We start from the raw sequence: 24857 nt of genomic DNA, 5'->3' as shown, positions 1-24857 counted from the left end.
ACAGTCCTACCACCCTATGACACCGGTAGTAAGAGACATCAGCAGCCCCGGAAAGATCCCCAGCACGATCACCAGCAGGCCGTTGATGCTCAGCGCCACGTTCATGCCCAGGGCCCTGGGCAGCGGTGTCTCATCCTCCGGTTTGTCGAAGTACATGAGCTTGACCACCCGCAGGTAGTAGAAGGCACCGATGATGGCAAAAATCACCGCGAACACGGCGAGCCAGATCATATCCACCTGAATCACGGCCTGCAGCACCGAGAGCTTGGCGTAGAAGCCCACGGTGGGCGGCACCCCGGCCAGGGAGAACATGATCAGGAGCATGATGAAGGCGAACCAGGGGCTGCGCTCGTTCAGGCCCCGGAAATCGTCCAGGTTCTCCGCCTCGAAACCCCTGCGCGAGAGCAGGATGATCATGCCGAAGCCACCGGCGGCCACGATGGCATAGGTGATCACATAGAAAAGCGCCGCGCCGTAGCCCTCGGCAGTGCCCGCCAGGATGCCCATGAGGATGAAGCCCACGTGGGAGATGGTGGAGTAGGCGAACATGCGCTTGATATTGGTCTGGGCGATGGCCACCACGTTGCCCACGGCCAGCGAGAGCACCGCCAGGATCATCAGCATCCCCTGCCAGTCCCCGTGCAGGGGACCGAGGCCATCCGCCAGCAGACGCATGACGATGGCCAGCCCGGCCAGCTTGGGCGCGGTGCCGATGAACAGCGTCACCGATGTGGGCGCGCCGTGATAGACATCGGGCACCCACATGTGAAACGGCACGGCGCCCAGCTTGAAGGCCAGCGCCACCACCACGAAGGAGAGCGCGAACACCAGTGGTACGTTGAGCCCGCTGCCGGCGGTGATCAGGTGGTTGCTCACCTCGATGATATCCAGGCTGCCGGTGATGCCGTACAGGATGGACATGCCGTAGAGCAGCATGCCGGAGGCAATGGCCCCCAGGATGAAATACTTCATGGCCGCTTCCGAGGCGCGGCCCGAATTCCGGTCGAACGCCACCAGGGCGTACAGGCACAGCGACAGCAATTCAAGACCCAGGTACAGGGTCAGGAAACTGTAGGCCGAAATCATGATCATCATGCCCAGCACGCCGAACAGGCCGAGCACGTAGTACTCCCCCTTGTAGATATCCCGGTCCCTGAGGTAGGGGCGCGAGTACAGGAACACCGCCGCGGTGATGACATACACCACCACCTTGAGCAGGTCGGACAGGGCATCGGCGATGAAGGTGCCGTTGAAGGTGAGCCGTGCCTCCGGGGCGGCCAGGATCAGGGTCAACACCGCGGCGCCCAACAGCGTGAACTGGGACAGGCCATAGGTGATGTCGCGCCGGGCCTGGGGCACGAACAGGTCGATCACGAGGATCGCGCAGGCCATGCCGAGCACGAACATCTCGGGGATCACCGGCATGAAATCTGGGATTTCGAAGCTCATATTGTTGTCCGGGTACTCAAAGCTTGGATACAGCGATGTGCTGAATCAGGTTGTCCACCGTGGCGTGCATCACCTCCAGCAGTGGCGCGGGCCACACGCCCAGCAGCAACACGACGAAGGCCAGGATGCCCAGTACCAGGAACTCCCGGCGGTTGATGTCCTCGAGCTTTGCCACGTTGTCATTGGCGATCTCCCCGAACACCACGCGCTTGATAAGCCACAGCGTGTAGCCGGCGGCGAGGATCAGGGTGGTGGCAGCCAGGAAGGCGATCCAGAAACTGGCCCGGAAGCTCGCCAGGATCACCATGAACTCGCCGACGAAGCCCGAAGTGCCCGGCAGGCCCGTGTTGGCCATGGCGAACAGTACGAAGAAGGCGGCAAACCAGGGCATGGTGTTGACCACGCCGCCGTAGTCCGCGATCTGGCGGCTGTGCATGCGGTCATAGAGCACGCCCACACAAAGGAACAGGGCCGCCGAGATGAAGCCGTGGGAGATCATCTGCACCATGGCGCCCTGTACACCCAGCGCCGCGCCCTGCCAGTTGCCGGTGCTGCCGTGGATCATGAATACGATGAAGATGCCCAGGGTCACGAAACCCATGTGGGCGATGGACGAGTAGGCGATGAGCTTCTTCATGTCCTGCTGCGCCAGCGCCACGAACCCGATGTAGACCACGGCAATGAGCGACAGGGTGATCAGAAGCCAGTCCAGCGCCTGGGAAGCGTCCGGGGTGATGGGCAGGCTGAAGCGCAGGAAACCGTAGCCACCGATCTTGAGCATGATCGCCGCCAGCACCACGGATCCGCCGGTGGGCGCCTCCACGTGGGCGTCCGGAAGCCATGTGTGCACCGGGAACATGGGGATCTTCACCGCGAAGGCGGCGAGAAAGGCCAGGAATATCAGGACCTGCGCGGTCATGCCCAGCTGCAGCTGGTGGAAGTCCAGGATCGCGAAGCTGCCGGAGCGAGTGTACATGTAGATCAGCGCGACCAGCATGAACACCGATCCGAGGAAGGTATACAGGAAGAACTTGATGGTGGCGTACACCCGGTTCGGCCCGCCCCACAGGCCGATGATCAGGAACATGGGGATCAGCATGCCCTCGAAGAACACGTAGAAGAGCACGGAGTCCAGTGCCGCGAACACGCCGTTCATGAAGCCTTCCATGATCAGGAAGGCGGCCATGTACTGGGACACGCGGTGCTGGATCACCTCCCAGGCCGCGATCACCACCAGCACGGTGGTGAACGTGGTCAGCAGGATCAGCGGCATCGCGATGCCGTCGACACCGAGGTGATAGTTCACATTGAAGGTACTGATCCAGGGCAGCAGCTCCACGAACTGCATCTCGTGGGTGCCCCGGTCGAAACCCATGAACAGCGGGATGCTGACCAGGAAGGTGGCAACCGAAAAGAACAATGCCAGACGGCGCGCGCCGCCGGGCATCCTGTCACCCGACATCAGCACGATGCAGCCGCCGATGATCGGCGTCCAGATCACCAGACTCAGTAGTGGCCAGTCAGCAAACATTGATCAGTCCCGATTGATTCCGCATTTCGATCCATGTTGATCGTCTTGTTGTTGTCGCGGCGCTCAAAGGATGAACACCGTCAGGAGCACCAGCAGGCCGATGATCATGGCGAAGGCGTAGTGATACAGATAACCGGTCTGGCCGAGGCGGGCGTAGCGGGAGATAAAACCCACGGTCCTGGCGCTGCCGTTGACCAGCAGGCCATCGATGAACAGGACGTCGCCGAAGCGCCACAGGAAGCGGCCCAGACCAACGCCGCCGCCCGCAAACACAAGGGCGTTGAATTCGTCAAAGCCGTACTTGCGGTCAAGCACCCTGTAAAACCACTCCAGGCGTGCCTTGACCCCGGCGGCAATGGACGGCCTGCGCATGTAGACGTACCAGGCCGTGGCAAGGCCCGCCATGGCCAGCCAGAAAGGCGGCATCATGATGCCATGGACCACGTAGCCCAGGACCCCGGTGTAGCCCTCGCCGAGGCGGGCCAGCACGTCGTTGTCCTCCAGCACGAAGATGGAATCGGCAAAGAAATCACCGAAAAGCACCGGCCCCACCACGTAACCGGCCACCACCGAGGGAATGGCCAGGAGGATGAGAGGCACGGTCACCACCCAGGGGGACTCCCGGGGCTCGTGCACATGGCCATGCGCATCGCGCTCCCTCTCATGGCCGTGGTGTCCCTCATGGCGGAAACGCTCCTCCCCGTGGAACACCATGAAGAACATGCGGAAGGTGTAGAGCGCCGTGACGAACACGCCGGCCAGCACCAGGACGTAGGCAAAGCCGGCGCCCGGCGTGGTGGAGTGGGCGACGGCCTCGATGATGCCATCCTTTGAGAAAAAGCCCGAAAAGAACGGGAAGCCGATCAGCGCCAACGAACCGACCAGGGCCGTGATGTAGGTGATCGGCATGTACTTGCGAAGCCCGCCCATGCGGCGCATGTCCTGCTCGTGGTGCAGCGCGATGATCACCGAGCCCGCGGCCAGGAACAGCAGGGCCTTGAAGAAGGCGTGGGTCATCAGGTGAAACATACCCGCCGCATAGGCCGAGGCGCCCAGGGCGACGGTCATGTAACCCAGCTGGGAGAGCGTCGAGTAGGCCACCACCCGCTTGATGTCGTTCTGCACGATGCCGATCAGCCCCATGAAGAAGGCGGTGATCGCGCCTATGATGAGCACGAAGGACAACGCCACGGTGGAGAACTCGAACAGGGGCGACATGCGCGCCACCATGAAGATGCCGGCGGTCACCATGGTGGCGGCGTGAATCAGAGCGGAGATGGGGGTCGGGCCTTCCATGGAATCCGGCAGCCAGACATGCAAGGGCACCTGCGCGGACTTGCCCATCGCTCCGATAAACAGCAGGATGCAGGCCACCGTGAGCAGGGACCATTCACTGCCCGGCAGAATACCGATGGTCGCTCGGGACATGCCCTCGGCTTCGGCGAACACCTCCCAGTAATCGAGGCTGCCCGCGTAGAACAGCAGCGCGCCGATCCCAAGGATGAAGCCGAAGTCCCCGACCCGGTTGACGACAAACGCCTTCATGTTGGCGTAGATGGCCGTGGGCCGTTTGAACCAGAAGCCGATCAGCAGGTAGGAGACGAGACCGACGGCTTCCCAGCCGAAGAACAGCTGCAGGAAGTTGTTCGCCATCACCAGCATGAGCATGGAGAAGGTGAACAGTGAGATGTAGGCGAAGAAGCGCTGGTAGCCCGGGTCGTCGTGCATGTAGCCGATGGTGTAGATGTGCACCATCAGGGACACGAAGGTCACCACCAGCATCATCATGGCGGTGAGGTTGTCCACCAGGAAGCCGATCTCGAAGCGGATCCCGTCGCTCACCATCCATGTGTAGACGGTGGCGTTGTGAATCGCCGCGTTGTCGAATACATGGTGCTTGAACACCCATACGGACAGCACAAAAGAGACCGCGACACTCAGAATGGTGATCGTATGGGCGCCTGTTCTGCCGATCTGACGGCCGAACAGGCCGGCCACGATGGCGCCGAGCAGCGGGGCAAGGACGACGGCGAGATAGACGTTCTCCATGACCTTATCCCTTCATCTCGTCCAGATCCTGGACGTTGATGGTCTGGCGGTTGCGGAACAGCAGGGTGAGGATGGCGAGACCGATGGCCGCCTCGGCGGCGGCCACCGTAAGGATAAAGAATACGAAGACCTGCCCGGCCATATCCCCGGAGAAATAGGAGAAGGCGACAAAATTCATATTCACCGCCAGCAGCATCAGCTCGATGGACATGAGCAGGATGATCACGTTCTTCCGGTTGAGGAAGATGCCGGCAATGCTGAGCGAAAACAGAATCGCTCCGAGCACCAGATAGTGCGACAAGGAAATCATGTTGGGTCCCGTTTGTTGTTCCCGGACGGCCCTGACGGGGCCGCCTCGTTGTCTCCGCCCTTCCCTCTATATCCGTGTCATGTCAGGACTTGCCTTCGGATTTCATGTCCACCATGCGGACCCGGCCTTTTCGGGAAACATGCACCTGCCTGGCCGGGTCGATGGCCTTGGTCCCTGGCCGGCGGCGCAGCGTGAGCGCGATGGCAGCGATGATGGCGACCAGCAGGATCACCGCCGCGATCTCGAACGGATAGACGTATTCCGTATACAGGATGCGGCCCAGGGCCTCGGTATTGCTGTAATCCGCGGCCGCCCGTGCCGGAGGCTTTACATGGAAGTGACGCACCACCACCAGCACCATCACCGTGGCCATGGCCACCGCCACCAGGATGCCTACCGGCAGAAAGCGGATGAAGCCCTCGCGCAGCCTGGCCATGTTGATGTCAAGCATCATGATGACGAACAGGAACAGCACCATCACCGCGCCTACGTAGACGAGCACCAGCACGATGCCAAGGAATTCCGCCTCCAGCATGATCCACAAGGCTGCACTGGTGACAAACGTGAGCACCAGGAACAAGGCGGCATGCACCGGATTTCGAACAGTGATCATGGCCACCGCCGCGCCCACCAGGAGCACGGCGAAGAAGTAGAACAAAAAGACCTCGAAGCTCATTGGGTATCCCTGGTCTGTTTCGCGCTATCGATACGGTGCATCGGTCGCACGTGCCGCGGAGATCTGCTGCTCGTAACGATCACCGATGGCGAGCAGCTTTTCCTTGGTCATAATCTGCTCGCCGCGATTTTCGAAGTGGTACTCGAACAGGTGCGTCTCCACGATGGAGTCCACGGGGCATGCCTCTTCGCAGAAACCGCAGAAGATGCACTTGAACAGATCGATGTCGTAGCGGGTGGTGCGCCGGGTACCGTCGGCGCGCTGCTCGGACTCGATGGTGATGGCAAGCGCCGGGCAGACCGCCTCGCAGAGCTTGCAGGCGATGCAGCGCTCCTCGCCGTTGGGATAGCGGCGAAGGGCATGCAGGCCGCGAAAGCGGGGCGATATGGGGGTCTTCTCCTCGGGATACTGCACGGTGATCTTTCCGGAGAAGAGGTAACGGCCCGTCAGGCGCATGCCGAGCAGCAGTTCCCAGAGCAGGAAGCTTTTGACGAAATTGCGTACGGCGTTCATGACACGCTCCTCACACCGTCCAGGGCTGCCAGCCCAGGGCCACTGCCACACCGATGCCGAACAGCCACACCAGAGTCACTGGAATCAGCACCTTCCAGCCGAGACGCATGATCTGGTCATAGCGATAACGCGGAAAGGTGGCCCGGAACCACAGGAAGCAGAACAGGAAAAAGGCGGTCTTCGCCAGGAACCAGTGGATGCCGTCTCCCAGGAACCAGCCCAGCAGGGGGACGGCCAGCCACGACTCGGACACCAGGCCCGCCAACGGCGAGAGCCATCCGCCCCAAAACAGCACGGCGGTCAACGCCGCGATCAGGATCATGTTGGCGTACTCGGCCAGGAAGAACACGGCGAAGGCCATGCCGGAGTACTCCACGTGGAAACCGGCCACGATCTCCGACTCGCCCTCCGCCACGTCGAACGGCGCGCGGTTGGTCTCGGCCACACCGGAGATGAAGAACACCAGGAAAAGCCCGATCAGCGGCCACGCGAACCAGCCCGCCACGGACATGCCCTGCTGGGCCCGCACGATGTCGCCCAGATTCAGGCTGCCGGCGGCCATCAATACGCCCACCAGGGCGAAGCCCATGGCAATCTCGTAGGACACGATCTGGGCGGCGGATCGCATGGCGCCCAGCAGCGCGTACTTGGAATTGGATGCCCAGCCCGCGATGATCACTCCGTACACGCCCAGTGAGCTCAGCGCCAGGATATAGAGCAGGCCCGCATTGATATCAGCCAGCACCATGCCGTCGTCGAAGGGGATGACCGCCCAGGCGGCCAGCGCCGGCGCGATGGCCAGCACCGGAGCACTCAGGAACAGGAAGCGGTTGGCGTTGGTCGGGACGATGACTTCCTTGGTCAGCAACTTCAGCGCATCGGCGATCGGCTGCAGCCACCCCTTGGGCCCCACCCGGTTCGGCCCCAGGCGAACCTGCATGTAGCCGATGATCTTGCGCTCGGCATAGGTCACATAGGCGACCGCCAGCATCAGAGGCGCGACGATGAAGGTGATCTTGGTCATGATCTGCATGACCACGGGCAGACCTTCCCAGAAATTGATGATGGCTTCCATCATTTGTCGTATCCCTGATGCATTAGAGCTTCTGCAGTTCCACGGCCCCGTGAGGGGGGCCAAGAGATGAGGTCTGCGCCATCCCCGCCGGAATCCACACACTGCCCATGGCCACGCTGTTGTCGATCACCAGATCCAGATGCGCCGTATGCCCGCCCTGACGCACCAGCACCCGGCCGGTGCCCGTCAGGTCCAGGGCCCTGGCCTGGGCCTCGCAGATATAGGCCCCGGCCTGCAGACCGTCGGCGGTGGCCTGAAGCGGTTCCGCCCGGCGCACCAGCGGATCGAGACCGTGGATGGCCACGCCCCCCGCGCGTTGCAGACCGGTGATCCTGGGCGGCAGGTCAAAGGCCTCCCCTTCCAGGGAGACCCGGTTGTAAAAGGCCGTGTCCTCGCCGAATCGCGCCTTGAGTTCGTCACGGACCTGTTCCGAGGATACGTAGTCAAACCCCGGCAGACCGGCCATGGTGCCCAGCACCCGCACGACCTTCCAGCCGGGACGCGCATCGCCCGGGGGCGGTGCCACACCCTTGAAGGACTGCCATCGGCCTTCGGCGTTGACGAAGGTGCCGGAGGTCTCGGCGAACGCGGCCACCGGCAGCAGCACATCCGCCACATCCTTCAGAGCATTGGATGCAAATACACTGAGTGCCACGACGAAACCCGCCGCTTCCAGCGCGGCACGGGCCCGCGGTCCGTCGGCGCAATCCAGGTGGGGTTCCACACCCAGCAGCATGTACGCCTGACGCGGCTTCTCCAGCATGGCTGCCGCATCCAGCCCCGGTGATTCCAGCGGCGCGCCCGCGGGCCCCCGATGGGGCACCGCACCGGCCAGCCACGCACCGGCACTGTTCGCCGCCTCCGGCAGATAGCCCGGGGTCGCGCCCGTGTGCTTTGCGATGACGGCGCACAACGCCCGGATCAGACTGGCCTGGGGATGGGCCAGGGCCTGGCTGCCCATCAGTATCGCCGCTGATCCCGCGCCCCTGAGCGCTGCGGCGATGGCCTGTTCCTCATCGCCGATCTCGGCCTCGGAGAGGACACCGGCCAGGGCCGCGGGCGCCGGTGCACCGGCGGCCCTGAGTGCCGCAGCGGCCACACCGGCCAGGTGACGCAAGATGGCCTGGGGATCCACGATCACCTGTCCGGCCACGGGGAAGGCGAAACCGTAATCCCGGGTGTTGATGACCATCACGGCGGCCCCGGCCAACGCCGCCTTGCGCAGCCGGTGGTGGGCAATGGGCTGTTCCTTGCGCACGTTGGAACCCACCAGCAGGGCGGCATCCAGCTTCTCCAGCGCCTCGATGGACAGCCCCAGATAAGGAAACAGGGGATCGGCATCGGCACGACTGAAGTCGCTCTGACGCAGCCGATGATCGAGGTTCAGGACGCCCATGGCACGCAGGAATTTCTGGGCCAGGTAGAGTTCCTCGAGGGTCGCGTGGGGCGAGAGCAGCGCTCCGATCTCCGCGGGCGCCGTGCCCCGCAGGCCTTCGACCACCCGCGTCAGGGCGGTTTCCCAGTCGGTATCGATCCACTTCCCGTTTTCCTTGACCATGGGACCGGCAAGCCGGTCGGGCGCATACAGGCCCGTGTAGCTGAAGCGGTCCCGGTCGGAGATCCAGGTCTCGTTGACTGCCTCGTTGTCTCGGGGCACGGCGCGCATGACGCGGCCCTCACGGGTATGCAGGAAGATATTGGAGCCGATACTGTCATGGGGTGCCACCGCAGGATGCTGAATCAGCTCCCACGGCCGCGCCGTGTAACGCGAGGGCTTGGCGGTGAGCGCACCCACCGGACAGAGGTCGATCACGTTGCCTGACATCTCGGAACTGAGCGATTTTTCGATGAAGGTCCCGATCTGCATGAATTCCCCGCGCCCGGTCGCGCCCAACTCGCGGATCCCGGCGATCTCCTCGCCGAAACGCACACAGCGGGTGCAGTGGATGCAGCGGGTCATCTCGGTGGCGATCAACGGACCGATGTCCTTGTCCTTCACCACCCGCTTGGCCTCGCTGTAGCGGGACACGCTCTCGCCATAACCCATGGCCACATCCTGCAGTTCGCACTCGCCGCCCTGGTCGCAGATGGGGCAGTCCAGCGGGTGGTTGATGAGCAGGAATTCCATGGTGCCCTTCTGGGCGGCCAGTGCCCTGGGCGAATGCGTATAGGCCTTCATGCCGTCCATCACCGGCGTGGCGCAGGCGGGCAGGGGCTTGGGTGCCTTCTCCACCTCCACCAGGCACATGCGGCAGTTGGCCGCCACCGACAGCTTCCTGTGATAGCAGAAGCGGGGAATCCGCACACCCGCCTCGTCCGCCACCTCGATCAGCATGGCCCCCTTGCGCGCCTGCAGGGGAACGCCGTCGATCTCGATGTTGACCAGATCCTCACTCATGCCGCATGTCTCGACTCGCTGGATTCGTCCGGGGGCTTCAGGTCGCGTTCGCGACAAGGCCGTGCCCGTGCTCGATGTAGTGTTCGAATTCGTGGCGGAAATGCCTGACGAAACTGCGCACCGGCATGGCCGCGGCATCACCCAGGGCGCAGATCGTGCGTCCCTCGATCTTGCTGGCCACGTCGTCCAGCCGCTCCAGATCCTCCGGGCGGCCCTTGCCTTCCACGATGCGGGTGAGCATGCGGTACAGCCAGCCGGTGCCCTCCCGGCAGGGGGTGCACTGTCCGCAGGACTCGGAGAAATAGAAGCGCGAAATGCGCTGCAGGGCCTTCACCATATCGGTGGTCTCGTCCATCACGATCACGGCGCCGGAACCCAGCATGGAGCCTGCCTTGGCGATGGAGTCGTAGTCCATGTTGACCTCGAGCATCACGTCGCCGGGCAAGACCGGCACGGACGAGCCTCCCGGGATCACTGCCTTGATCTGACGACCTTCCAGCATGCCGCCGGCCATATCCAGCAGGTCCCTGAACGGCGTACCCAGGGGAATCTCGAAGTTGCCCGGCTTGTTCACATGGCCGGACACGGAGAAGAGCTTCTCGCCGCCCGACTTGGGGATCCCCAATTCCGCAAACCACTCGCCACCCTCGCGGATGATGGCAGGGATGGATGCCAGGGATTCCGTGTTGTTGATGGTGGTGGGCCGGCCGTAGAGACCAAAGTTTGCCGGAAACGGAGGCTTGAAGCGGGGCTGGCCCTTCTTGCCCTCCAGGGATTCCAGCAGGGCGGTCTCCTCGCCGCAGATGTAGGCGCCGGCGCCCAGGGTCGGATGCAGATCGAAATCCACGCCGGAGCCCAGTATGTCCCTGCCCAGGTAACCCTGTTCGTACGCCTCGCGCACCGCCCGGCAGAAACGCTCATAGGGTTCATCCATGAACTCGCCGCGCATGTAGTTGTAACCCACGGTGGCGCCGATGGCGTAGCCGGCGATGGCCATGCCCTCCACAAGGGCGTGGGGGTTGAATCTCAGAATATCCCGGTCCTTGCAGGTGCCGGGTTCGGATTCATCCGAGTTGCACACCACATACTTCTGCCCCGGAGCATTGCGCGGCATGAAGCTCCACTTCAGTCCCGTGGGAAATCCCGCGCCGCCGCGGCCTCGCAGGTTCGATTTCTTCACCTCCTCGATCACGTCCTCCTGGGAAATCCTTTCGGTGAGGATTCTCTTCCACGCCTGGTAGCCTCCCACCTTGACGTAGTTCTCCAGCGTCCATGGCTCATCGAACTGAAGCGTGGTGAAGCAGATCCGGTTCATCGCGTGCTCACTCGAGACTGTCGAGTATCTCGTCCACCCGCTCGGGGGTGAGATGCTCGTGGTAAACGTGATTGACCTGCATCATGGGCGCTCCGCAGCAGGCCGCGAGGCATTCTTCCTCGCGCTTCAGATAGAACCTTCCGTCCGGCGTGCTTTCACCGGTCCTGATGCCCAGCCTGTTTTCGATGTGCTCGACGATCCTGTCGGAGCCGCGCAGCATGCACGAGATATTGGTGCATACGGCAATGGTGTGGCGCCCCACGGGTTTCAACTCGTACATGGAGTAGAAGCTTGCCACCTCATAGACGGCGATCTCCGGCATGTCGATGTACGCGGCAACCGCGTCCATCAATTCGGTACTGAGGTACCCGTGCTCATGCTGCACGGCGCGCAGCGCGCCCAATACAGCGGACTCGCGCCGGTCTTCCGGAAAGCGGCGCAGCCAGTCATCGATCTCCGCGCGCAGATGCTCGTTGAGCAGTTCCGCCTTGTCCTCGTTCCGGGTCTTAGGCATCAGCGGTCAATCTCCCCGAAGACGATATCCTGGGTCCCGATGATGGCGACCACATCGGCAAGCATGTGGCCCACCGCCATCTCGTTGAGGCCGGCCAGATGGGCAAACCCCGGCGCGCGCACCTTCACGCGATAGGGCTTGTTGGCGCCGTCGGAGACGAGATACACGCCGAACTCGCCCTTGGGGTGCTCCACCGCGGCATAGGCCTCACCCTCGGGCACACAGAACCCTTCGGTAAACAGCTTGAAGTGGTGGATCAGCGATTCCATGTCCGCCTTCATCTCCTCGCGGCGCGGCGGGGCGATCTTGTGGTCTTCCAGCATCACCGGGCCCGGGTTGCTGCGAAGCCAGTCCACGCACTGCCTGATGATGAGGTTGGACTGCCGCATCTCCTCGATGCGCACCAGATAGCGGTCGTAGCAGTCGCCGTTCACGCCGACCGGAATCTGGAAATCCAGCCGGTCGTAGACCTCGTAGGGCTGCTTACGGCGCAGGTCCCATTCCACGCCGGAGCCGCGCAGCATCGGCCCGGTGAACCCCATCTGCAGGGCTCGCTCCGGGGAGACCACGCCGACCCCCACGGTACGCTGCTTCCAGATGCGGTTGTCGGTGAGCAGGGTCTCATACTCGTCCACGCAGCGCGGGAAGCGCTCCGTAAAGGCCTCGATGAAATCCAGCAGGGAGCCCTGGCGAATCTCGTTCAGGGCATCCACCTCCTTCTGGCTCTTGAAGCGGGAGGCCTGGTACCTGGGCATGGAGTCCGGCAGGTCACGGGCGACGCCGCCGGGCCGGTAGTAGGTGGCATGCATGCGGGCCCCGCTGACCGCCTCGTAACAATCCATCAGGTCCTCGCGTTCGCGGAACGCGTAGATGAAGATCGTCATGGCGCCGATGTCGAGGCCGTGGGCGCCGAGCCACAGCAGGTGATTGAGGATCCGGGTGATCTCGTCAAACATCACCCGGATGTATTGCGCGCGCACCGGCGGCTCGATCCCCAGAAGCTTCTCCATGGCCAGCACATAGCCGTGCTCATTGCACATCATGGACACGTAGTCGAGCCGGTCCATGTAGCCGATGCTCTGGTTGTAGGGCTTGCTCTCGGCGAGCTTCTCGGTGCCGCGATGCAGCAGCCCGATGTGCGGGTCGGCCCGCTGCAGCACCTCGCCGTCCAGCTCCAGTACCAGGCGCAGCACACCGTGGGCTGCGGGATGCTGGGGGCCGAAGTTCAGGGTGTAGTTGCGGATCTCAGGCATCGGCGGGTTTCTCCTCGGCCGATTCGTCGACATAACGGTGGTCATCCCGGATCACCTTGGGCACCAGCACCCGGGGTTCAATGCTCACTGGCTGATAGATGACGCGGGCCTGCTCGGGGTCGTAGCGCATCTCCACGTGACCGACGAGCGGGAAATCCTTGCGAAAGGGATGGCCCACAAAACCGTAGTCGGTGAGGATGCGGCGCAGATCCGGGTGGCCTTCGAACATGATGCCGAACAGGTCGAAGGCTTCGCGCTCGTACCAGTTGGCCGAGGTCCAGATCCCGGTCACCGAGGGCACCACCGGGAACTCGTCGTCCTCGCAGAACACCCGCACCCGCAGGCGCTGGTTGAGACTCACCGACAGCAGGTGATAGACCACGGCGAAGCGAGGCCCCTCGCGCCCGCCCCTGTCGGGCGCATCGTCGAACGTGAATCGTCCGAAGGTGGCCTTCTCCACACCGCGGCTGTAGCCCTCGCTGGAAGACGTCTCCGTGGACCACTCGGCGACGCCGTACTCCAGATAATCCACCCCGCAGACATCCACCAACGTCTCGAATCTGAGCCCCTCGTCGTCGCGCAGACGCCCGGCCACCGCCAGGAGGTCACCGCCCTCCACCTCGAGGGTCAGTTCACCATGGGCCCGACACAGCTTGCCGTCGGCAGGCTTGACGTGTTCCTGCAGGCGCGCGGCCAGTCTGTCGAGTCGATCCGTCATGGTTCGAATCCGCCGTGGGACAGGGGTTAACGGGCGATGGTATTGGTGCGGCGAATCTTGTTCTGCAACTGCAGGATACCGTAGAGCAGCGCCTCCGCCGTGGGCGGACAACCGGGGACATAGATATCCACCGGCACGATGCGGTCGCAGCCGCGCACCACCGCGTAGGAATAGTGATAGTAGCCACCACCGTTGGCGCAGGAACCCATGGAGATCACCCACCGGGGTTCAGCCATCTGGTCGTAGACCTTGCGCAGCGCCGGCGCCATCTTGTTGACCAGGGTACCGGCAACGATCATCAGATCGGACTGGCGCGGGCTGGGCCGAAAGACGACGCCGAAGCGGTCCAGATCGTAGCGGGACGCACCGGCATGCATCATCTCCACCGCGCAGCAGGCCAGGCCGAAGGTCACGGGCCAGAGCGAGCCGGTACGGGCCCAGTTGATGACCTTGTCGGCGGAGGTGGTGACAAATCCCTTCTCAAGGACGCCTTCTATTCCCATTCCAGTGCCCCCTTCTTCCATTCATAGATGAAGCCGATCACCAGAATCCCCAGGAACAGGGCCATGGCAAGCAGGCCGAACAGGCCGATATCCTCGAGCACCACGGCCCAGGGGAACAGGAAGGCGATCTCGAGATCGAAGATGATGAACAGGATGGCGACCAGGTAATACCTGACGTCGAACTTCATGCGGGAGTCCTCAAAGGCCTCGAAACCGCATTCGTAAGGAGAGTTCTTGGCGCTATCCGGGCGATGAGGACCCACCGCCATCCCCAGCAGGAGAGGAATCACACCGACGAGCAGACCCACACCGATGAAGATGAGGACTGGCAGATAGTTTTCCAGCATGCTGTCGCTCCCTCCGCCGCGCGTTTTTTCACGGTACAGCGGGATTCGGCTGTTGCATCCGACCGGCCTGCCCGGCGGATCGTCCCTAATCTCTCGCGATCCGGACGACTGTCCCCGGATCCATGCATCCCTCCGCCGTCAACTCGGGCGCCGGATTGTCCACCCGTCGGCAGGGCTCGTGGACCGGGGCCCGAAACCGGCGCGCGGGAAAAATGGTGCAGATGGTCGGACTCGAACCGACACGGCTTTCGCCACCGCCCCCTCAAGACGGCGTGTCTACCAATTCCACCACATCTGCGGCTGGTTTTTCGACTCAGCGCGGTACATCCACCGGTCCGTCCGCTTGCTCGTCCACCGGGCGTTCCACGGGTACCGGGCGCTGCTCCTCGATCACCTGAGGCGCCGGAGACATCATGTCGATCACGCTGGTCGGAGTGGGCTGATTGGACACCATGTAGGCCAGGCCCAGGCTGTTCGCGAAGAACAGTGCCGCCAGCACGGCTGTGGCGCGACTGAGGAAATTGGCGGAACCCCGGGCACCGAAGACCGTCGAGGAGGCACCGCTCCCGAAGGCGGCGCCGGCATCGGCTCCCTTGCCGTGCTGGATCAGCACCAGCGCGATCAGGCCAAGGGCCAAGACTACCTGCACCACCAATAAAATGCCATACAACATAGAGTTAGTCCGCCGGAACGGCCGCTCGGCAAATCGCCATGAAATCCGCGGCCTTCAGGGAGGCGCCGCCGATCAGGCCTCCGTCGATATCGGGCTGCGAGAACAGTTCCTGCGCGTTGTCCGCCTTGACGCTTCCGCCGTAGAGGATGCGCAACCCCTCCGCCACGCCGGCGTCGCGCTCGGCCACGCGGGCACGGATGAAGGCGTGCACTGCCTGGGCCTGTCCGGGGGTGGCGGTCTTGCCGGTGCCGATCGCCCAGACGGGCTCGTAGGCAACCACGGCGTCCTTGAGGGATTCGACGCCCTCCAGATCCATGACCGCATCCAGTTGACGGGCCACCACCTGCTCGGTGACACCGGACTCGCGCTCCTCCAGCAGTTCACCCACGCACAGGATGGGCTTGAGCCCATGGCGCCGGGCGGCGGCGAATTTGCGGGCAGTGAAGGCATCGTCCTCGGCGTAAAGGCCGCGGCGCTCGGAGTGCCCGACGATGACGTAACGGCAACCCACGTCCTTGAGCATCTCGCCCGAGACCTCGCCGGTATACGCACCGGAATCCTGGTCGGAGACGTCCTGCGCACCCAGGCGGACGGCCGAGCCGTCCACCAGGCCGGCGACCTGAGGCAGATAAACGTACGGGGGACAGACCACCACTTCGGCCTCAACCGGCGAAGACAGGGCTTCACGCACCTCGGCCAGGAGGCCCTCATTGGCCTTCCTGGAGCCATTCATCTTCCAGTTTCCGGCCACCATCGGCTGACGCATGCCTTGTCCCCCGTTACGTTTCGCAGTCTGAGCAAAGCGCGCAAGCTTAACTCTCGGGACCCGATAAATCAATTTCGCGGGCGTGTGAACGGGGTTTGCCCGTGCATTTTTCGAAGGGATGCCCGAGGTCTCTCACCCGGCCGCACTTCGCACCGCTTCCGCGATGCCGCGGGCGATCTCCTGGACCTGGCGCGGATCGCGGCCCTCAACCATGACCCGCACCAGAGGCTCGGTCCCGGAAGGACGCAGGAGCACACGGCCCTGATCACCCAGCACGCGCTCCGCCGCGCGCACCGAAGCCGCCACCGCATCCGCCCTGATCACCGCGTTGCGATCCGCCGCGCCGCCCAGCGGCACGTTGATCAGGGTCTGGGGAAACCTGGTCATGACGCGGCGCAATCCGGAAAGCGCCTGACCGGTCCTGCGCATGATATGCAGGACCTGCAGCGCCGACACGACACCATCCCCGGTCGTGGTTCGATCCAGGCACAGAATGTGCCCGGAGGACTCTCCACCCAGGGTCCATCCCTCCGCATGCAGCATCTCCATCACGTAGCGGTCACCCACCGCCGCACGCCTGAATGGGATACCCTGCTCGCCCAGGGCCAGTTCAAGCCCGAGATTGCTCATGAGGGTTCCCACGACGCCGCCGTTCAACAACCCGTCCCGTGCACGCCCAAGGGCGATGATGCATAGGACCTCGTCCCCGTCCACCACCTCACCCTGCTCGTCCACCAGGATCACCCGATCACCGTCCCCGTCCAGGGCAATGCCCACGTCCGCCCGGTGATCGAGTACCGCGGTACGCAGGTTGTCCGGGTGCAGGGAACCGGCGTCCTCGTTGATGTTGAACCCGTCAGGCTGATCACCGATGGCCACCACCTCCGCGCCCAGTTCCTCGAACACGCTGGGGGCTACCGCATAACTCGCTCCGTGGGCGCAATCCACCACCACCTTCATGCCGTGGAAGGCGGTCCCGGAGGGAATGGTGCTCTTGCAGAACTCGATATAGCGGCCCGGGGCGTCGTGTATCCGTTCGGCCTTGCCGATTTGCGCGGAATCCACCGTCTCGATGGGGCGCTCAAGTTCCGCCTCGATGGCCAGTTCCACGTGGTCCGGCAGTTTCGTCCCTTCCGAGGAGAAGAACTTGAAGCCGTTGTCGAAGTACGGATTGTGGGAGGCGCTGATGACGATACCGGCGGCGGCGCGAAACGTCCGTGTCAGGTACGCCACGGCCGGTGTGGGCATGGGCCCCAGGAGACGGATATCCGCCCCGGCGGCCGACAGGCCTGCCTCAAGGGCGGATTCGAACATGTAACCGGACACCCGGGTGTCCTTGCCGATGATCACCGGCCCCTGCCCGCCGGGCGCCAGCACCCTGCCCGCGGCCCACCCGAGCCGGAGCGCAAAATCCGGGGTCATGGGGACGCGGCCCACCCGTCCGCGCATACCGTCAGTGCCGAAATAGCGTCTTTCCACCCCGTGTACCTCCCTTTCGGATCACGCCCCTGACCGGTGGCAGGGACACCCCGGATTCTACCGCATGAGGCACACGTACAAGCCTCTCCCCCGCCTGCGGGGCACGGCCGGCCCCGCGGTGGCGGGTACCGGATCCCGCCTGCCACCGGCCGGGGGAGGGGCACGGAGCATCCAGGAGCAGGGGCCGGAAGTGAACTCAGACGCTCGAACGTTTCCCGCGATCCGCGAGTCATGCCCCTGCGTGGTTGGTCACGCCCGTTCGGTTGCGCGCCGACAAAAAAGGCCGCCCGGAGGCGGCCTTTGATATCGGCCGGGCGGGGCCCGTGTCAGTGCTGGCCCGCCGGCCCGCCGATAATACCTCCCTCGGGCGGTTTGTCCTCGGCGGGGGCACCCCCGGCGGGCGGTTCATCGTCGCTCCAGTCCATGGGCGGGCGCGGTGTCCTGCCCTCCATGATGTCGTTAATCTGATCCACGTCGATGGTTTCGTACTTCATCAGGGCTTCGGCCATGGTGTGAAGCTTGTCCATGTTCTCCCCGAGAATCGTCCTGGCCCTGTCGTAACTCGAGTCGATCACGCGGCGGATCTCCTCGTCGATGGCGTGGGCGGTTTCGTCGGACATCTGCTTGTGCTGTGTCACCTGACGACCCAGAAACACCTCGCCCTCGTCCTCACCATACGACAGCGGGCCCAGGCGGTCTGACAGGCCCCACTTGGTGACCATGTTGCGGGCGATGGCGGTGGCCCGCTCGATGTCGTTCGAGGCGCCGGTGGTCACCTTGTCGTGCCCGAAGATGATCTCCTCGGCGATACGTCCGCCGAACAGGGAGCAGATCTGGCTCTCGAGCCGCGTCTTGCTGTGGCTGTAACGATCCTCCTCGGGGAGGAACATGGTCACACCCAGGGCGCGGCCGCGCGGGATGATGCTGACCTTGTAGACGGGATCGTGCTCGGGCACCAGGCGTCCGACGATGGCGTGACCCGCCTCGTGGTAGGCGGTCAGTTTCTTCTCCGCGTCGCTCATGACCATGGACTTGCGCTCGGCGCCCATCATGATCTTGTCCTTGGCACGCTCGAAATCGCTCATGTCCACCAGGCGCTTGTTGCCCCGGGCGGCGAACAGCGCCGCCTCGTTGACCAGGTTGGCCAGATCGGCCCCTGAGAAGCCGGGGGTGCCGCGCGCGATGAAGTCCGCACGCACGTTCTCGGCCACGGGGACCTTGCGCATGTGCACCTTGAGAATCTGTTCGCGCCCGCGCACGTCGGGCAGCGGCACCACGACCTGGCGGTCGAAGCGGCCCGGGCGCAGCAGTGCCGGATCGAGCACGTCGGGGCGGTTGGTGGCGGCGATAATGATCACGCCTTCCGTACCCTCGAAGCCGTCCATCTCCACCAGCAGCTGGTTAAGCGTCTGCTCGCGCTCATCGTGACCGCCGCCCAGACCCGCGCCGCGGTGGCGACCCACCGCGTCGATCTCGTCGATGAAGATGATGCAGGGGGCATGCTTCTTGCCCTGCTCGAACATGTCGCGCACGCGGCTCGCGCCGACGCCCACGAACATTTCCACGAAATCGGAGCCGGAGATGCTGAAGAACGGCACCTTGGCCTCGCCGGCGATGGCCTTGGCCAGCAGGGTCTTGCCGGTACCGGGCGAGCCCACCATGAGCACGCCGCGGGGAATCTTGCCGCCCAGTTTCTGGAACTTGGTGGGATCACGCAGAAACTCCACCAGTTCCGCCACCTCATCCTTGGCCTCGTCGCAGCCGGCCACGTCGGCGAAGGTGACCTTGACCTGGTCCTCGCTCATCATCTTGGCTTTGCTCTTGCCGAAGGACATGGCACCGCGGCCGCCGGCTCCGCCCTGCATCTGGCGCATGAAGTAGATCCACACCCCGATCAGCAGCAGCATGGGGAACCAGCTGATGAGGATATCCATCAGCAGGGAGCGGCGTTGAGGCTCCTGGGCGCGGATCTCCACATTATTGGCAAGAAGATCGCCGATCAGACCCGGATCATTGGGGCTGTACGTGGTGAACTTCTCACCATTGAGCGTGGTGCCCTCGATGGTGTTGTCCTCGATGTACACGCTCTGGATCCGCCCCCCTTTCACCTCGCTGATGAATTCCGAATAGGACAGCGATTGCGGCTGGGCGGTGCGCGGGCTGAAGTTGTTGAAAACGGACATCAGCACGATGGCGATGACCGCCCAGATAATCAGGTTTTTGACCAAGTCGTTCAACGCGACACCTCAAGTAATTCGTCGTGCACCCTGTCCGTGTGCTGCATCATGCCGTGAGGTTCGATCCGAACCCCGGAAAAACGACACAGTTCGCTAGGACCTTACACCAGTTTGCGGCCCCGGGCCACCGCATACACCTCACGGGAGCGGGGTCTTGAGGCCTTGGGCTTTCGCATGCTGACCTTATCGAAGTCGCCTCGCAGATTCCGGACGTAATCATCGAATTCGGTGCCCTGGAAAAGTTTGACCAGAAAATCTCCGCCCGGTTTCAGCACCGTACGGGCCAGGTCTGCGGCCAGTTCCGCCAGGTGCATGGCACGAGGCTGATCCACGGCGTCCACACCACTCATATTGGGGGCCATATCCGACATCACAAGGTCCGCCCCGCCCTCCCCCAGAACCGAGAGGAGCTTCTCCAGCACCTCGGGCTCCCGGAAATCCCCTTCGAGGATGGTGACGCCCGGGATGGGGTCCATGGGCAGGATATCGCTGGCCACCACACGGCCGTTCCGGCCCACAAGCTCGGCGGCATACTGGGCCCAGCCCCCCGGGGCTGCGCCCAGGTCCACCACGGTCATGCCCGGGCGCAGGAGACGGTCCTTCGCCTGAATCTCCTGGAGCTTGTACACGGCGCGGGAACGGTAGCCCTCCTGCTGGGCCCGTTTGACGAACTCATCGTCAAAATGCTCCTTGAGCCAGCGGTGGCTGGTTTTGCTTCTGGCCATGGGGTTGGTCTCGGGTCGTTTCAGTGCCGACGGACTTGTGCCTTTTGGTGATCGTGTCCAGGTCAAGGCCGGGGGCGGTTCGATGGATGCCGGTGGAGCAGCGCCCCGTCGCCAATGCCCGTGTCCGGCGCGCCAACCCATGAACACGCCTTCAACCCGTGCTAAGCTCGCGCTTCCAGCGACAACCCGACGAACCCATGGCCCTATCCGACCAGCAGCGCAAAAGACTCCGCACCCTGGCCCATCCCCGCAAACCCATCGTCACCGTGGGGCAGAAGGGGCTGACCGACAGTGTGATTGAGGAGATCCGGCTGGCACTGAGTCACCATGAACTCGTGAAGGTCAAGGTCAACGTCTCGGACCGCGACAGCCGCGATATCGCCGTACAGCGGATCTGCGACCGTACCGGCGCCGACCTCGTGCAGCGCATCGGTTTCATCGCGACCCTGTTCCGCCCGAATCCGAACAAGAGTGATGAAGACAGGATCCAGGTCTGAAAAGACCGGGCATGGGTGGGGCGGCATCGTCAAACCGGGCGATGGATCGACCCCTCGTGCTCCCTCCTGCATCTGCCCTTCTATATGTACTTGACTGCCACGATCTCGTAATCCTTGTCCCCGCCCGGGGCCTTGACGGTCACCACTTCCCCCTCTTCCTTGCCGATGAGGGCACGGGCAATGGGGGAATTGATGGAGATCATGCCCTGCTTGATGTCCGCCTCATCGTCGCCGACGATCTGATAGGTCACCTCGGCACCCGTATCCTCGTCCGTCAGGTCCACCGTGGCACCGAACACCACCTTTCCACCGGCATTGAGATTCGTGACATCGATAATCTGGGCGTTGGAGAGCTTGCTCTCGATCTCCTTGATCCGACCTTCAATGAAACCCTGCTCTTCGCGGGCCGCATGGTACTCGGCATTCTCCTTCAGATCGCCGTGTTCCCGGGCCTCGGCGATGGCAGCGATGACGCGCGGCCGTTCTTCGGTCTTGAGCCGCTGCAACTCAGCCTTGAGCTTGCTCGCACCATTGACGGTCAGCGGGGTCTTGCTCATCGCTGGTTCTCCTTGTGCATATCCTGCAGGCGATAGACCTGTTCGTGATCCAGATACCCCAGGGCTGCGACGGTGGCCAGCGATCCGGCCAGAGTAGTCGTATAGCTGACCTTGTGCTGCAGCGCCTCGCGGCGGATGGTGAAGGAATCCGCGATCGCCTGCCGGCCCTCGGTCGTGTTGATGATCAGGCTTATCTCATCATTCTTGATCATGTCGACGATATGCGGACGGCCCTCGGTGACCTTATTCACCTGCTCGCACTGGATACCGGCGGCCTCGAGCACCGCCTGGGTACCGCGGGTGGCGATCACCTGGAAGCCCTGCTTGACCAGTTCGCGGCCCACCTCGGCCACGCCCTCCTTGTCGGCATCGCGTACGCTGACGAAAGCCTTGCCGCGCATGGGCAGATTCACCCCCGCCCCCAACTGGCTCTTGGCGAAGGCCTCGGCGAAACTCCGGCCCATGCCCATCACCTCGCCGGTGGATTTCATTTCGGGGCCCAGGATCGTATCCACGCCCCGGAACTTGATGAAGGGGAACACCGCCTCCTTCACCGAGTAGTAATCCGGGATCACCTCGTCTCCGACACCCTGATCCTTGAGACTGCGACCGGCCATGCAGCGTGCGGCGATCTTGGCGAGCGGCAGACCGATGGCCTTGGAGACGAAGGGCACGGTACGCGAGGCGCGCGGATTGACCTCCAGCACGTAGATCCTGTCGGCCTGCACCGCGAACTGGGTGTTCATCAGACCCACGACCTTCAGGCCGAAGGCCATCTTGCGCACCTGCTCGCGCAGTTCCTTCTGAACCTCCGCACCCAATGAGTAAGGCGGCAGGGAGCAGGCAGAATCACCCGAGTGCACGCCGGCCTGCTCGATGTGCTGCATGACGCCGCCGATGAACACGTCCTCGCCGTCGCAGATGGCGTCCACGTCCACCTCCACGGCATCATCCAGAAAGCGGTCCAGCAGCACAGGGGCGTCATTGGAGACCTGCACGGCATCGCGCATGTAGCGGCGCAGATCCTCCTCGTTATAGACGATCTCCATGGCGCGGCCGCCCAGCACGTAAGACGGACGCACCACCACCGGATAGCCGATCTCCTCGGCCTTGCTGATGGCATCTTCGACACTGCGGGCCGTGCGGTTCGGAGGCTGGACCAGTTCCAGCTTGTCGATCAGCTGCTGGAAGCGCTCCCGGTCCTCGGCGAGGTCGATGGAATCGGGTGTCGTGCCGATGATGGGCACGCCGGCGGCCTCCAGGTCCCGGGCGAGCTTGAGCGGCGTCTGCCCGCCGTACTGCACGATCACTCCCTTCGGCTTCTCGACCTCGACGATCTCGAGTACATCCTCCAGGGTGAGTGGCTCGAAATAGAGGCGGTCGGAGGTATCGTAATCGGTGGACACCGTCTCGGGATTGCAGTTGACCATGATGGTCTCGTAGCCATCCTCGCGCATGGCGAGCGCGGCATGCACGCAGCAGTAATCGAACTCGATACCCTGGCCGATGCGGTTGGGCCCGCCTCCGAGCACCATGATCTTCTCGCGGTCCGAGGGCGCGGCCTCGCACTCCTCGTCGTAGCTGGAATACTGGTAGGCGGTGCCGGATGCGAACTCCGCGGCACAGGTGTCCACCCGCTTGTAGACCGGACGCACACCCAGTTCGTGTCGATACTGGCGCACCTCCTTCTCGGTATCGTTGAGCAGCCGCGCAAGCCGGCGATCGGAAAAACCGCGGCGTTTCAGATCGAACAGTGTGTCGCGGTCGAGGTCCCTGATGTCCTTGTCCCTGAGATCCTGCTCCAGGAAGATCAGTTCATTGATCTGGGCCAGGAACCAGCGATCGATGCAGGTCAACTCGTATACCTGTTCGATGCTGAATCCGAGCCGGAAGGCTTCGGCCACGTAGAAGATGCGATCCGGCCCGTTGGCCACCAGCTCGCGACGGACGATGGCTTCGGCATCCGCGTCACCATGAATCAACTGCTCGTTGAGACCGTCGTTGCCGGTCTCCAGCCCGCGCAGGGCCTTCTGGAAGGACTCCTGGAAGGAGCGGCCGATGGCCATCACCTCGCCCACGGATTTCATCTGGGTGGTGAGCCTGGCCTCCGCCTGGGGAAACTTCTCGAAGGTGAAGCGCGGGATCTTGGTGACCACGTAATCGATCGATGGCTCGAACGACGCCGGTGTCACGCCGCCGGTGATCTCGTTGCGCAGTTCGTCCAGCGTGTAACCCACGGCGAGCTTCGCTGCCACCTTGGCGATGGGAAAACCGGTGGCCTTGGAGGCGAGCGCAGAGGAGCGCGACACGCGGGGGTTCATCTCGATCACCACCAGGCGGCCGTCTTCCGGATTCACGGCAAACTGCACGTTGGAGCCGCCGGTGTCGACGCCGATCTTGCGCAGCACCGCGACGGAGGCGTTGCGCATGATCTGGTATTCCTTGTCGGTGAGCGTCTGGGCCGGCGCCACGGTGATGGAGTCACCCGTGTGGATGCCCATGGGATCCAGGTTCTCGATGGAGCAGATGATGATGCAGTTGTCCGCCTTGTCACGGACGACCTCCATCTCGAACTCCTTCCAGCCCAGCACGGACTCCTCCACCTGCACCTCATTGGTGGGGGAAAGATCCAGACCGCGCTTGACGATCTCCTCGTATTCCTCGCGGTTATAGGCGATGCCGCCTCCGCTGCCACCCATGGTGAACGACGGCCGGATGATCACCGGAAAACCGATCTTCGGCTGGGCTTCCTGGGCCTCCTCCCACGAATTGACCATGTAGGCGACCGGCGACTCGAGGCCGATCTCCGACATCGCCTCGCGGAAGCGCTCCCGGTCCTCGGCCATGTCGATGGCATCCTCGCTGGCGCCGATCAGCTCCACGCCGTGCTTCTCCAGCACACCGTGCCTGGCGAGATCCAGCGCACAGTTGAGCGCCGTCTGCCCGCCCATGGTCGGCAGTACCGCGTCGGGCTTCTCACGCTCGATGATGCGCGCGACGGTCTTCCATTCCACCGGCTCGATGTAGATGGCATCCGCCATCTCCGGATCGGTCATGATGGTGGCCGGGTTCGAATTCACCAGAATGACCCGGTAACCCTCCTCGCCCAGCGCCTTGCAGGCCTGGGCCCCGGAGTAATCGAACTCGCAGGCCTGACCGATGACGATGGGCCCGGCACCGATGATGAGGATGCTTTCGATGTCTGTGCGTTTTGGCATGTGTTGTAGTCGCTTAGCCACAGAGTTCACAGAGGTCACAGAGGTGAAAGATCT

22 protein-coding genes and 1 tRNA gene are annotated in these 24857 nt (G+C 63.4%); 1 reads left to right on the top strand and 22 read right to left on the bottom strand.

The window, feature by feature from the left end; translation table 11 throughout:
* Positions 1-6: 6 nt before the first annotated feature.
* From nuoN to rlmE, 20 genes are all read right to left on the bottom strand, one after another.
* Entirely contained in the window at positions 7-1449 is a 1443-nt protein-coding gene (gene nuoN, locus THITHI_RS0115920) for an NADH-quinone oxidoreductase subunit NuoN (RefSeq protein ID WP_018234097.1), read from the bottom strand.
* 16 nt (positions 1450-1465) lie between these two features.
* Entirely contained in the window at positions 1466-2980 is a 1515-nt protein-coding gene (locus THITHI_RS0115915) for an NADH-quinone oxidoreductase subunit M (protein WP_026186428.1), read from the bottom strand.
* A gap of 63 nt (positions 2981-3043) precedes the next feature.
* Complete coding sequence (nuoL, locus tag THITHI_RS0115910; protein ID WP_018234095.1) at positions 3044-5029, bottom strand: NADH-quinone oxidoreductase subunit L; 1986 nt, start codon at positions 5027-5029, stop codon at positions 3044-3046.
* A gap of 4 nt (positions 5030-5033) precedes the next feature.
* Positions 5034-5339, bottom strand: a complete 306-nt coding sequence (gene nuoK / locus THITHI_RS0115905; RefSeq protein WP_018234094.1) for an NADH-quinone oxidoreductase subunit NuoK — start codon at positions 5337-5339, stop codon at positions 5034-5036.
* An 82-nt stretch (positions 5340-5421) separates the two neighbouring features.
* Complete coding sequence (locus tag THITHI_RS0115900) at positions 5422-6015, bottom strand: NADH-quinone oxidoreductase subunit J (RefSeq protein WP_018234093.1); 594 nt, start codon at positions 6013-6015, stop codon at positions 5422-5424.
* 24 nt (positions 6016-6039) lie between these two features.
* Positions 6040-6528 (bottom strand): NADH-quinone oxidoreductase subunit NuoI, encoded by a 489-nt coding sequence (nuoI, locus tag THITHI_RS0115895; RefSeq protein WP_018234092.1) that lies wholly within the window; start codon positions 6526-6528, stop codon positions 6040-6042.
* 10 nt (positions 6529-6538) lie between these two features.
* Positions 6539-7606: an NADH-quinone oxidoreductase subunit NuoH gene (nuoH, locus tag THITHI_RS0115890; RefSeq protein ID WP_018234091.1), complete on the bottom strand. Its 1068-nt coding sequence runs from the start codon at positions 7604-7606 to the stop codon at positions 6539-6541.
* Positions 7607-7625: 19 nt separating this feature from the next.
* Entirely contained in the window at positions 7626-10001 is a 2376-nt protein-coding gene (gene nuoG / locus THITHI_RS0115885) for an NADH-quinone oxidoreductase subunit NuoG (protein ID WP_018234090.1), read from the bottom strand.
* Between the two features lie 37 nt (positions 10002-10038).
* Positions 10039-11316 carry an NADH-quinone oxidoreductase subunit NuoF gene (nuoF, locus tag THITHI_RS0115880; RefSeq protein ID WP_018234089.1) on the bottom strand — a complete coding sequence of 426 codons (1278 nt, stop codon included), beginning with the start codon at positions 11314-11316 and terminating at the stop codon, positions 10039-10041.
* A 7-nt stretch (positions 11317-11323) separates the two neighbouring features.
* Complete coding sequence (locus THITHI_RS0115875; protein ID WP_018234088.1) at positions 11324-11830, bottom strand: NADH-quinone oxidoreductase subunit NuoE family protein; 507 nt, start codon at positions 11828-11830, stop codon at positions 11324-11326.
* Positions 11830-13083: an NADH-quinone oxidoreductase subunit D gene (locus THITHI_RS0115870; RefSeq protein WP_018234087.1), complete on the bottom strand. Its 1254-nt coding sequence runs from the start codon at positions 13081-13083 to the stop codon at positions 11830-11832. Before THITHI_RS0115870 ends, THITHI_RS0115875 begins: the two co-directional genes overlap by 1 nt.
* Positions 13076-13801: an NADH-quinone oxidoreductase subunit C gene (locus THITHI_RS0115865; RefSeq protein WP_018234086.1), complete on the bottom strand. Its 726-nt coding sequence runs from the start codon at positions 13799-13801 to the stop codon at positions 13076-13078. The genes THITHI_RS0115870 and THITHI_RS0115865 overlap by 8 nt, the downstream gene beginning before the upstream one ends.
* Positions 13802-13827: 26 nt before the next feature.
* Positions 13828-14304: a NuoB/complex I 20 kDa subunit family protein gene (locus THITHI_RS0115860; RefSeq protein ID WP_018234085.1), complete on the bottom strand. Its 477-nt coding sequence runs from the start codon at positions 14302-14304 to the stop codon at positions 13828-13830.
* Complete coding sequence (locus THITHI_RS0115855; RefSeq protein ID WP_018234084.1) at positions 14295-14651, bottom strand: NADH-quinone oxidoreductase subunit A; 357 nt, start codon at positions 14649-14651, stop codon at positions 14295-14297. The genes THITHI_RS0115860 and THITHI_RS0115855 overlap by 10 nt, the downstream gene beginning before the upstream one ends.
* Positions 14652-14864: 213 nt before the next feature.
* Positions 14865-14949, bottom strand: a tRNA-Leu gene (locus THITHI_RS0115850).
* 15 nt (positions 14950-14964) lie between these two features.
* The gene (gene secG / locus THITHI_RS0115845; protein WP_018234083.1) at positions 14965-15324 is read right to left on the bottom strand and encodes a preprotein translocase subunit SecG; all 360 of its coding nucleotides are present in this window, start codon (positions 15322-15324) and stop codon (positions 14965-14967) included.
* A gap of 4 nt (positions 15325-15328) precedes the next feature.
* Positions 15329-16090 carry a triose-phosphate isomerase gene (gene tpiA, locus THITHI_RS0115840; protein ID WP_026186427.1) on the bottom strand — a complete coding sequence of 254 codons (762 nt, stop codon included), beginning with the start codon at positions 16088-16090 and terminating at the stop codon, positions 15329-15331.
* A gap of 132 nt (positions 16091-16222) precedes the next feature.
* A complete protein-coding gene (glmM, locus tag THITHI_RS0115835) occupies positions 16223-17569 on the bottom strand; it encodes a phosphoglucosamine mutase (RefSeq protein ID WP_026186426.1) in 1347 nt (448 codons plus the stop codon).
* A gap of 326 nt (positions 17570-17895) precedes the next feature.
* Positions 17896-19806, bottom strand: a complete 1911-nt coding sequence (gene ftsH, locus THITHI_RS0115830) for an ATP-dependent zinc metalloprotease FtsH (protein ID WP_018234080.1) — start codon at positions 19804-19806, stop codon at positions 17896-17898.
* 101 nt (positions 19807-19907) lie between these two features.
* Positions 19908-20531, bottom strand: a complete 624-nt coding sequence (gene rlmE, locus THITHI_RS0115825; RefSeq protein ID WP_018234079.1) for a 23S rRNA (uridine(2552)-2'-O)-methyltransferase RlmE — start codon at positions 20529-20531, stop codon at positions 19908-19910.
* A gap of 197 nt (positions 20532-20728) precedes the next feature.
* Between rlmE and THITHI_RS0115820 the strand changes: the two genes are divergently transcribed.
* Positions 20729-21028: a YhbY family RNA-binding protein gene (locus THITHI_RS0115820; protein ID WP_018234078.1), complete on the top strand. Its 300-nt coding sequence runs from the start codon at positions 20729-20731 to the stop codon at positions 21026-21028.
* Between the two features lie 80 nt (positions 21029-21108).
* On the opposite strand, the gene greA is transcribed toward THITHI_RS0115820, so the two are convergent.
* Entirely contained in the window at positions 21109-21585 is a 477-nt protein-coding gene (greA, locus tag THITHI_RS0115815; protein ID WP_018234077.1) for a transcription elongation factor GreA, read from the bottom strand.
* Positions 21582-24803, bottom strand: a complete 3222-nt coding sequence (gene carB / locus THITHI_RS0115810) for a carbamoyl-phosphate synthase large subunit (RefSeq protein WP_018234076.1) — start codon at positions 24801-24803, stop codon at positions 21582-21584. The genes greA and carB overlap by 4 nt, the downstream gene beginning before the upstream one ends.
* Between the last annotated feature and the right edge of the window lie 54 nt (positions 24804-24857).

It is taken from the genome of Thioalkalivibrio thiocyanodenitrificans ARhD 1 (assembly GCF_000378965.1).
Taxonomy (GTDB): Bacteria; Pseudomonadota; Gammaproteobacteria; order Ectothiorhodospirales; family Ectothiorhodospiraceae; genus Thioalkalivibrio_A; species Thioalkalivibrio_A thiocyanodenitrificans.
The sequence above is the reverse complement of the archived record's forward strand: the minus strand, read 5'-3'. Positions and strand labels throughout refer to the sequence as shown.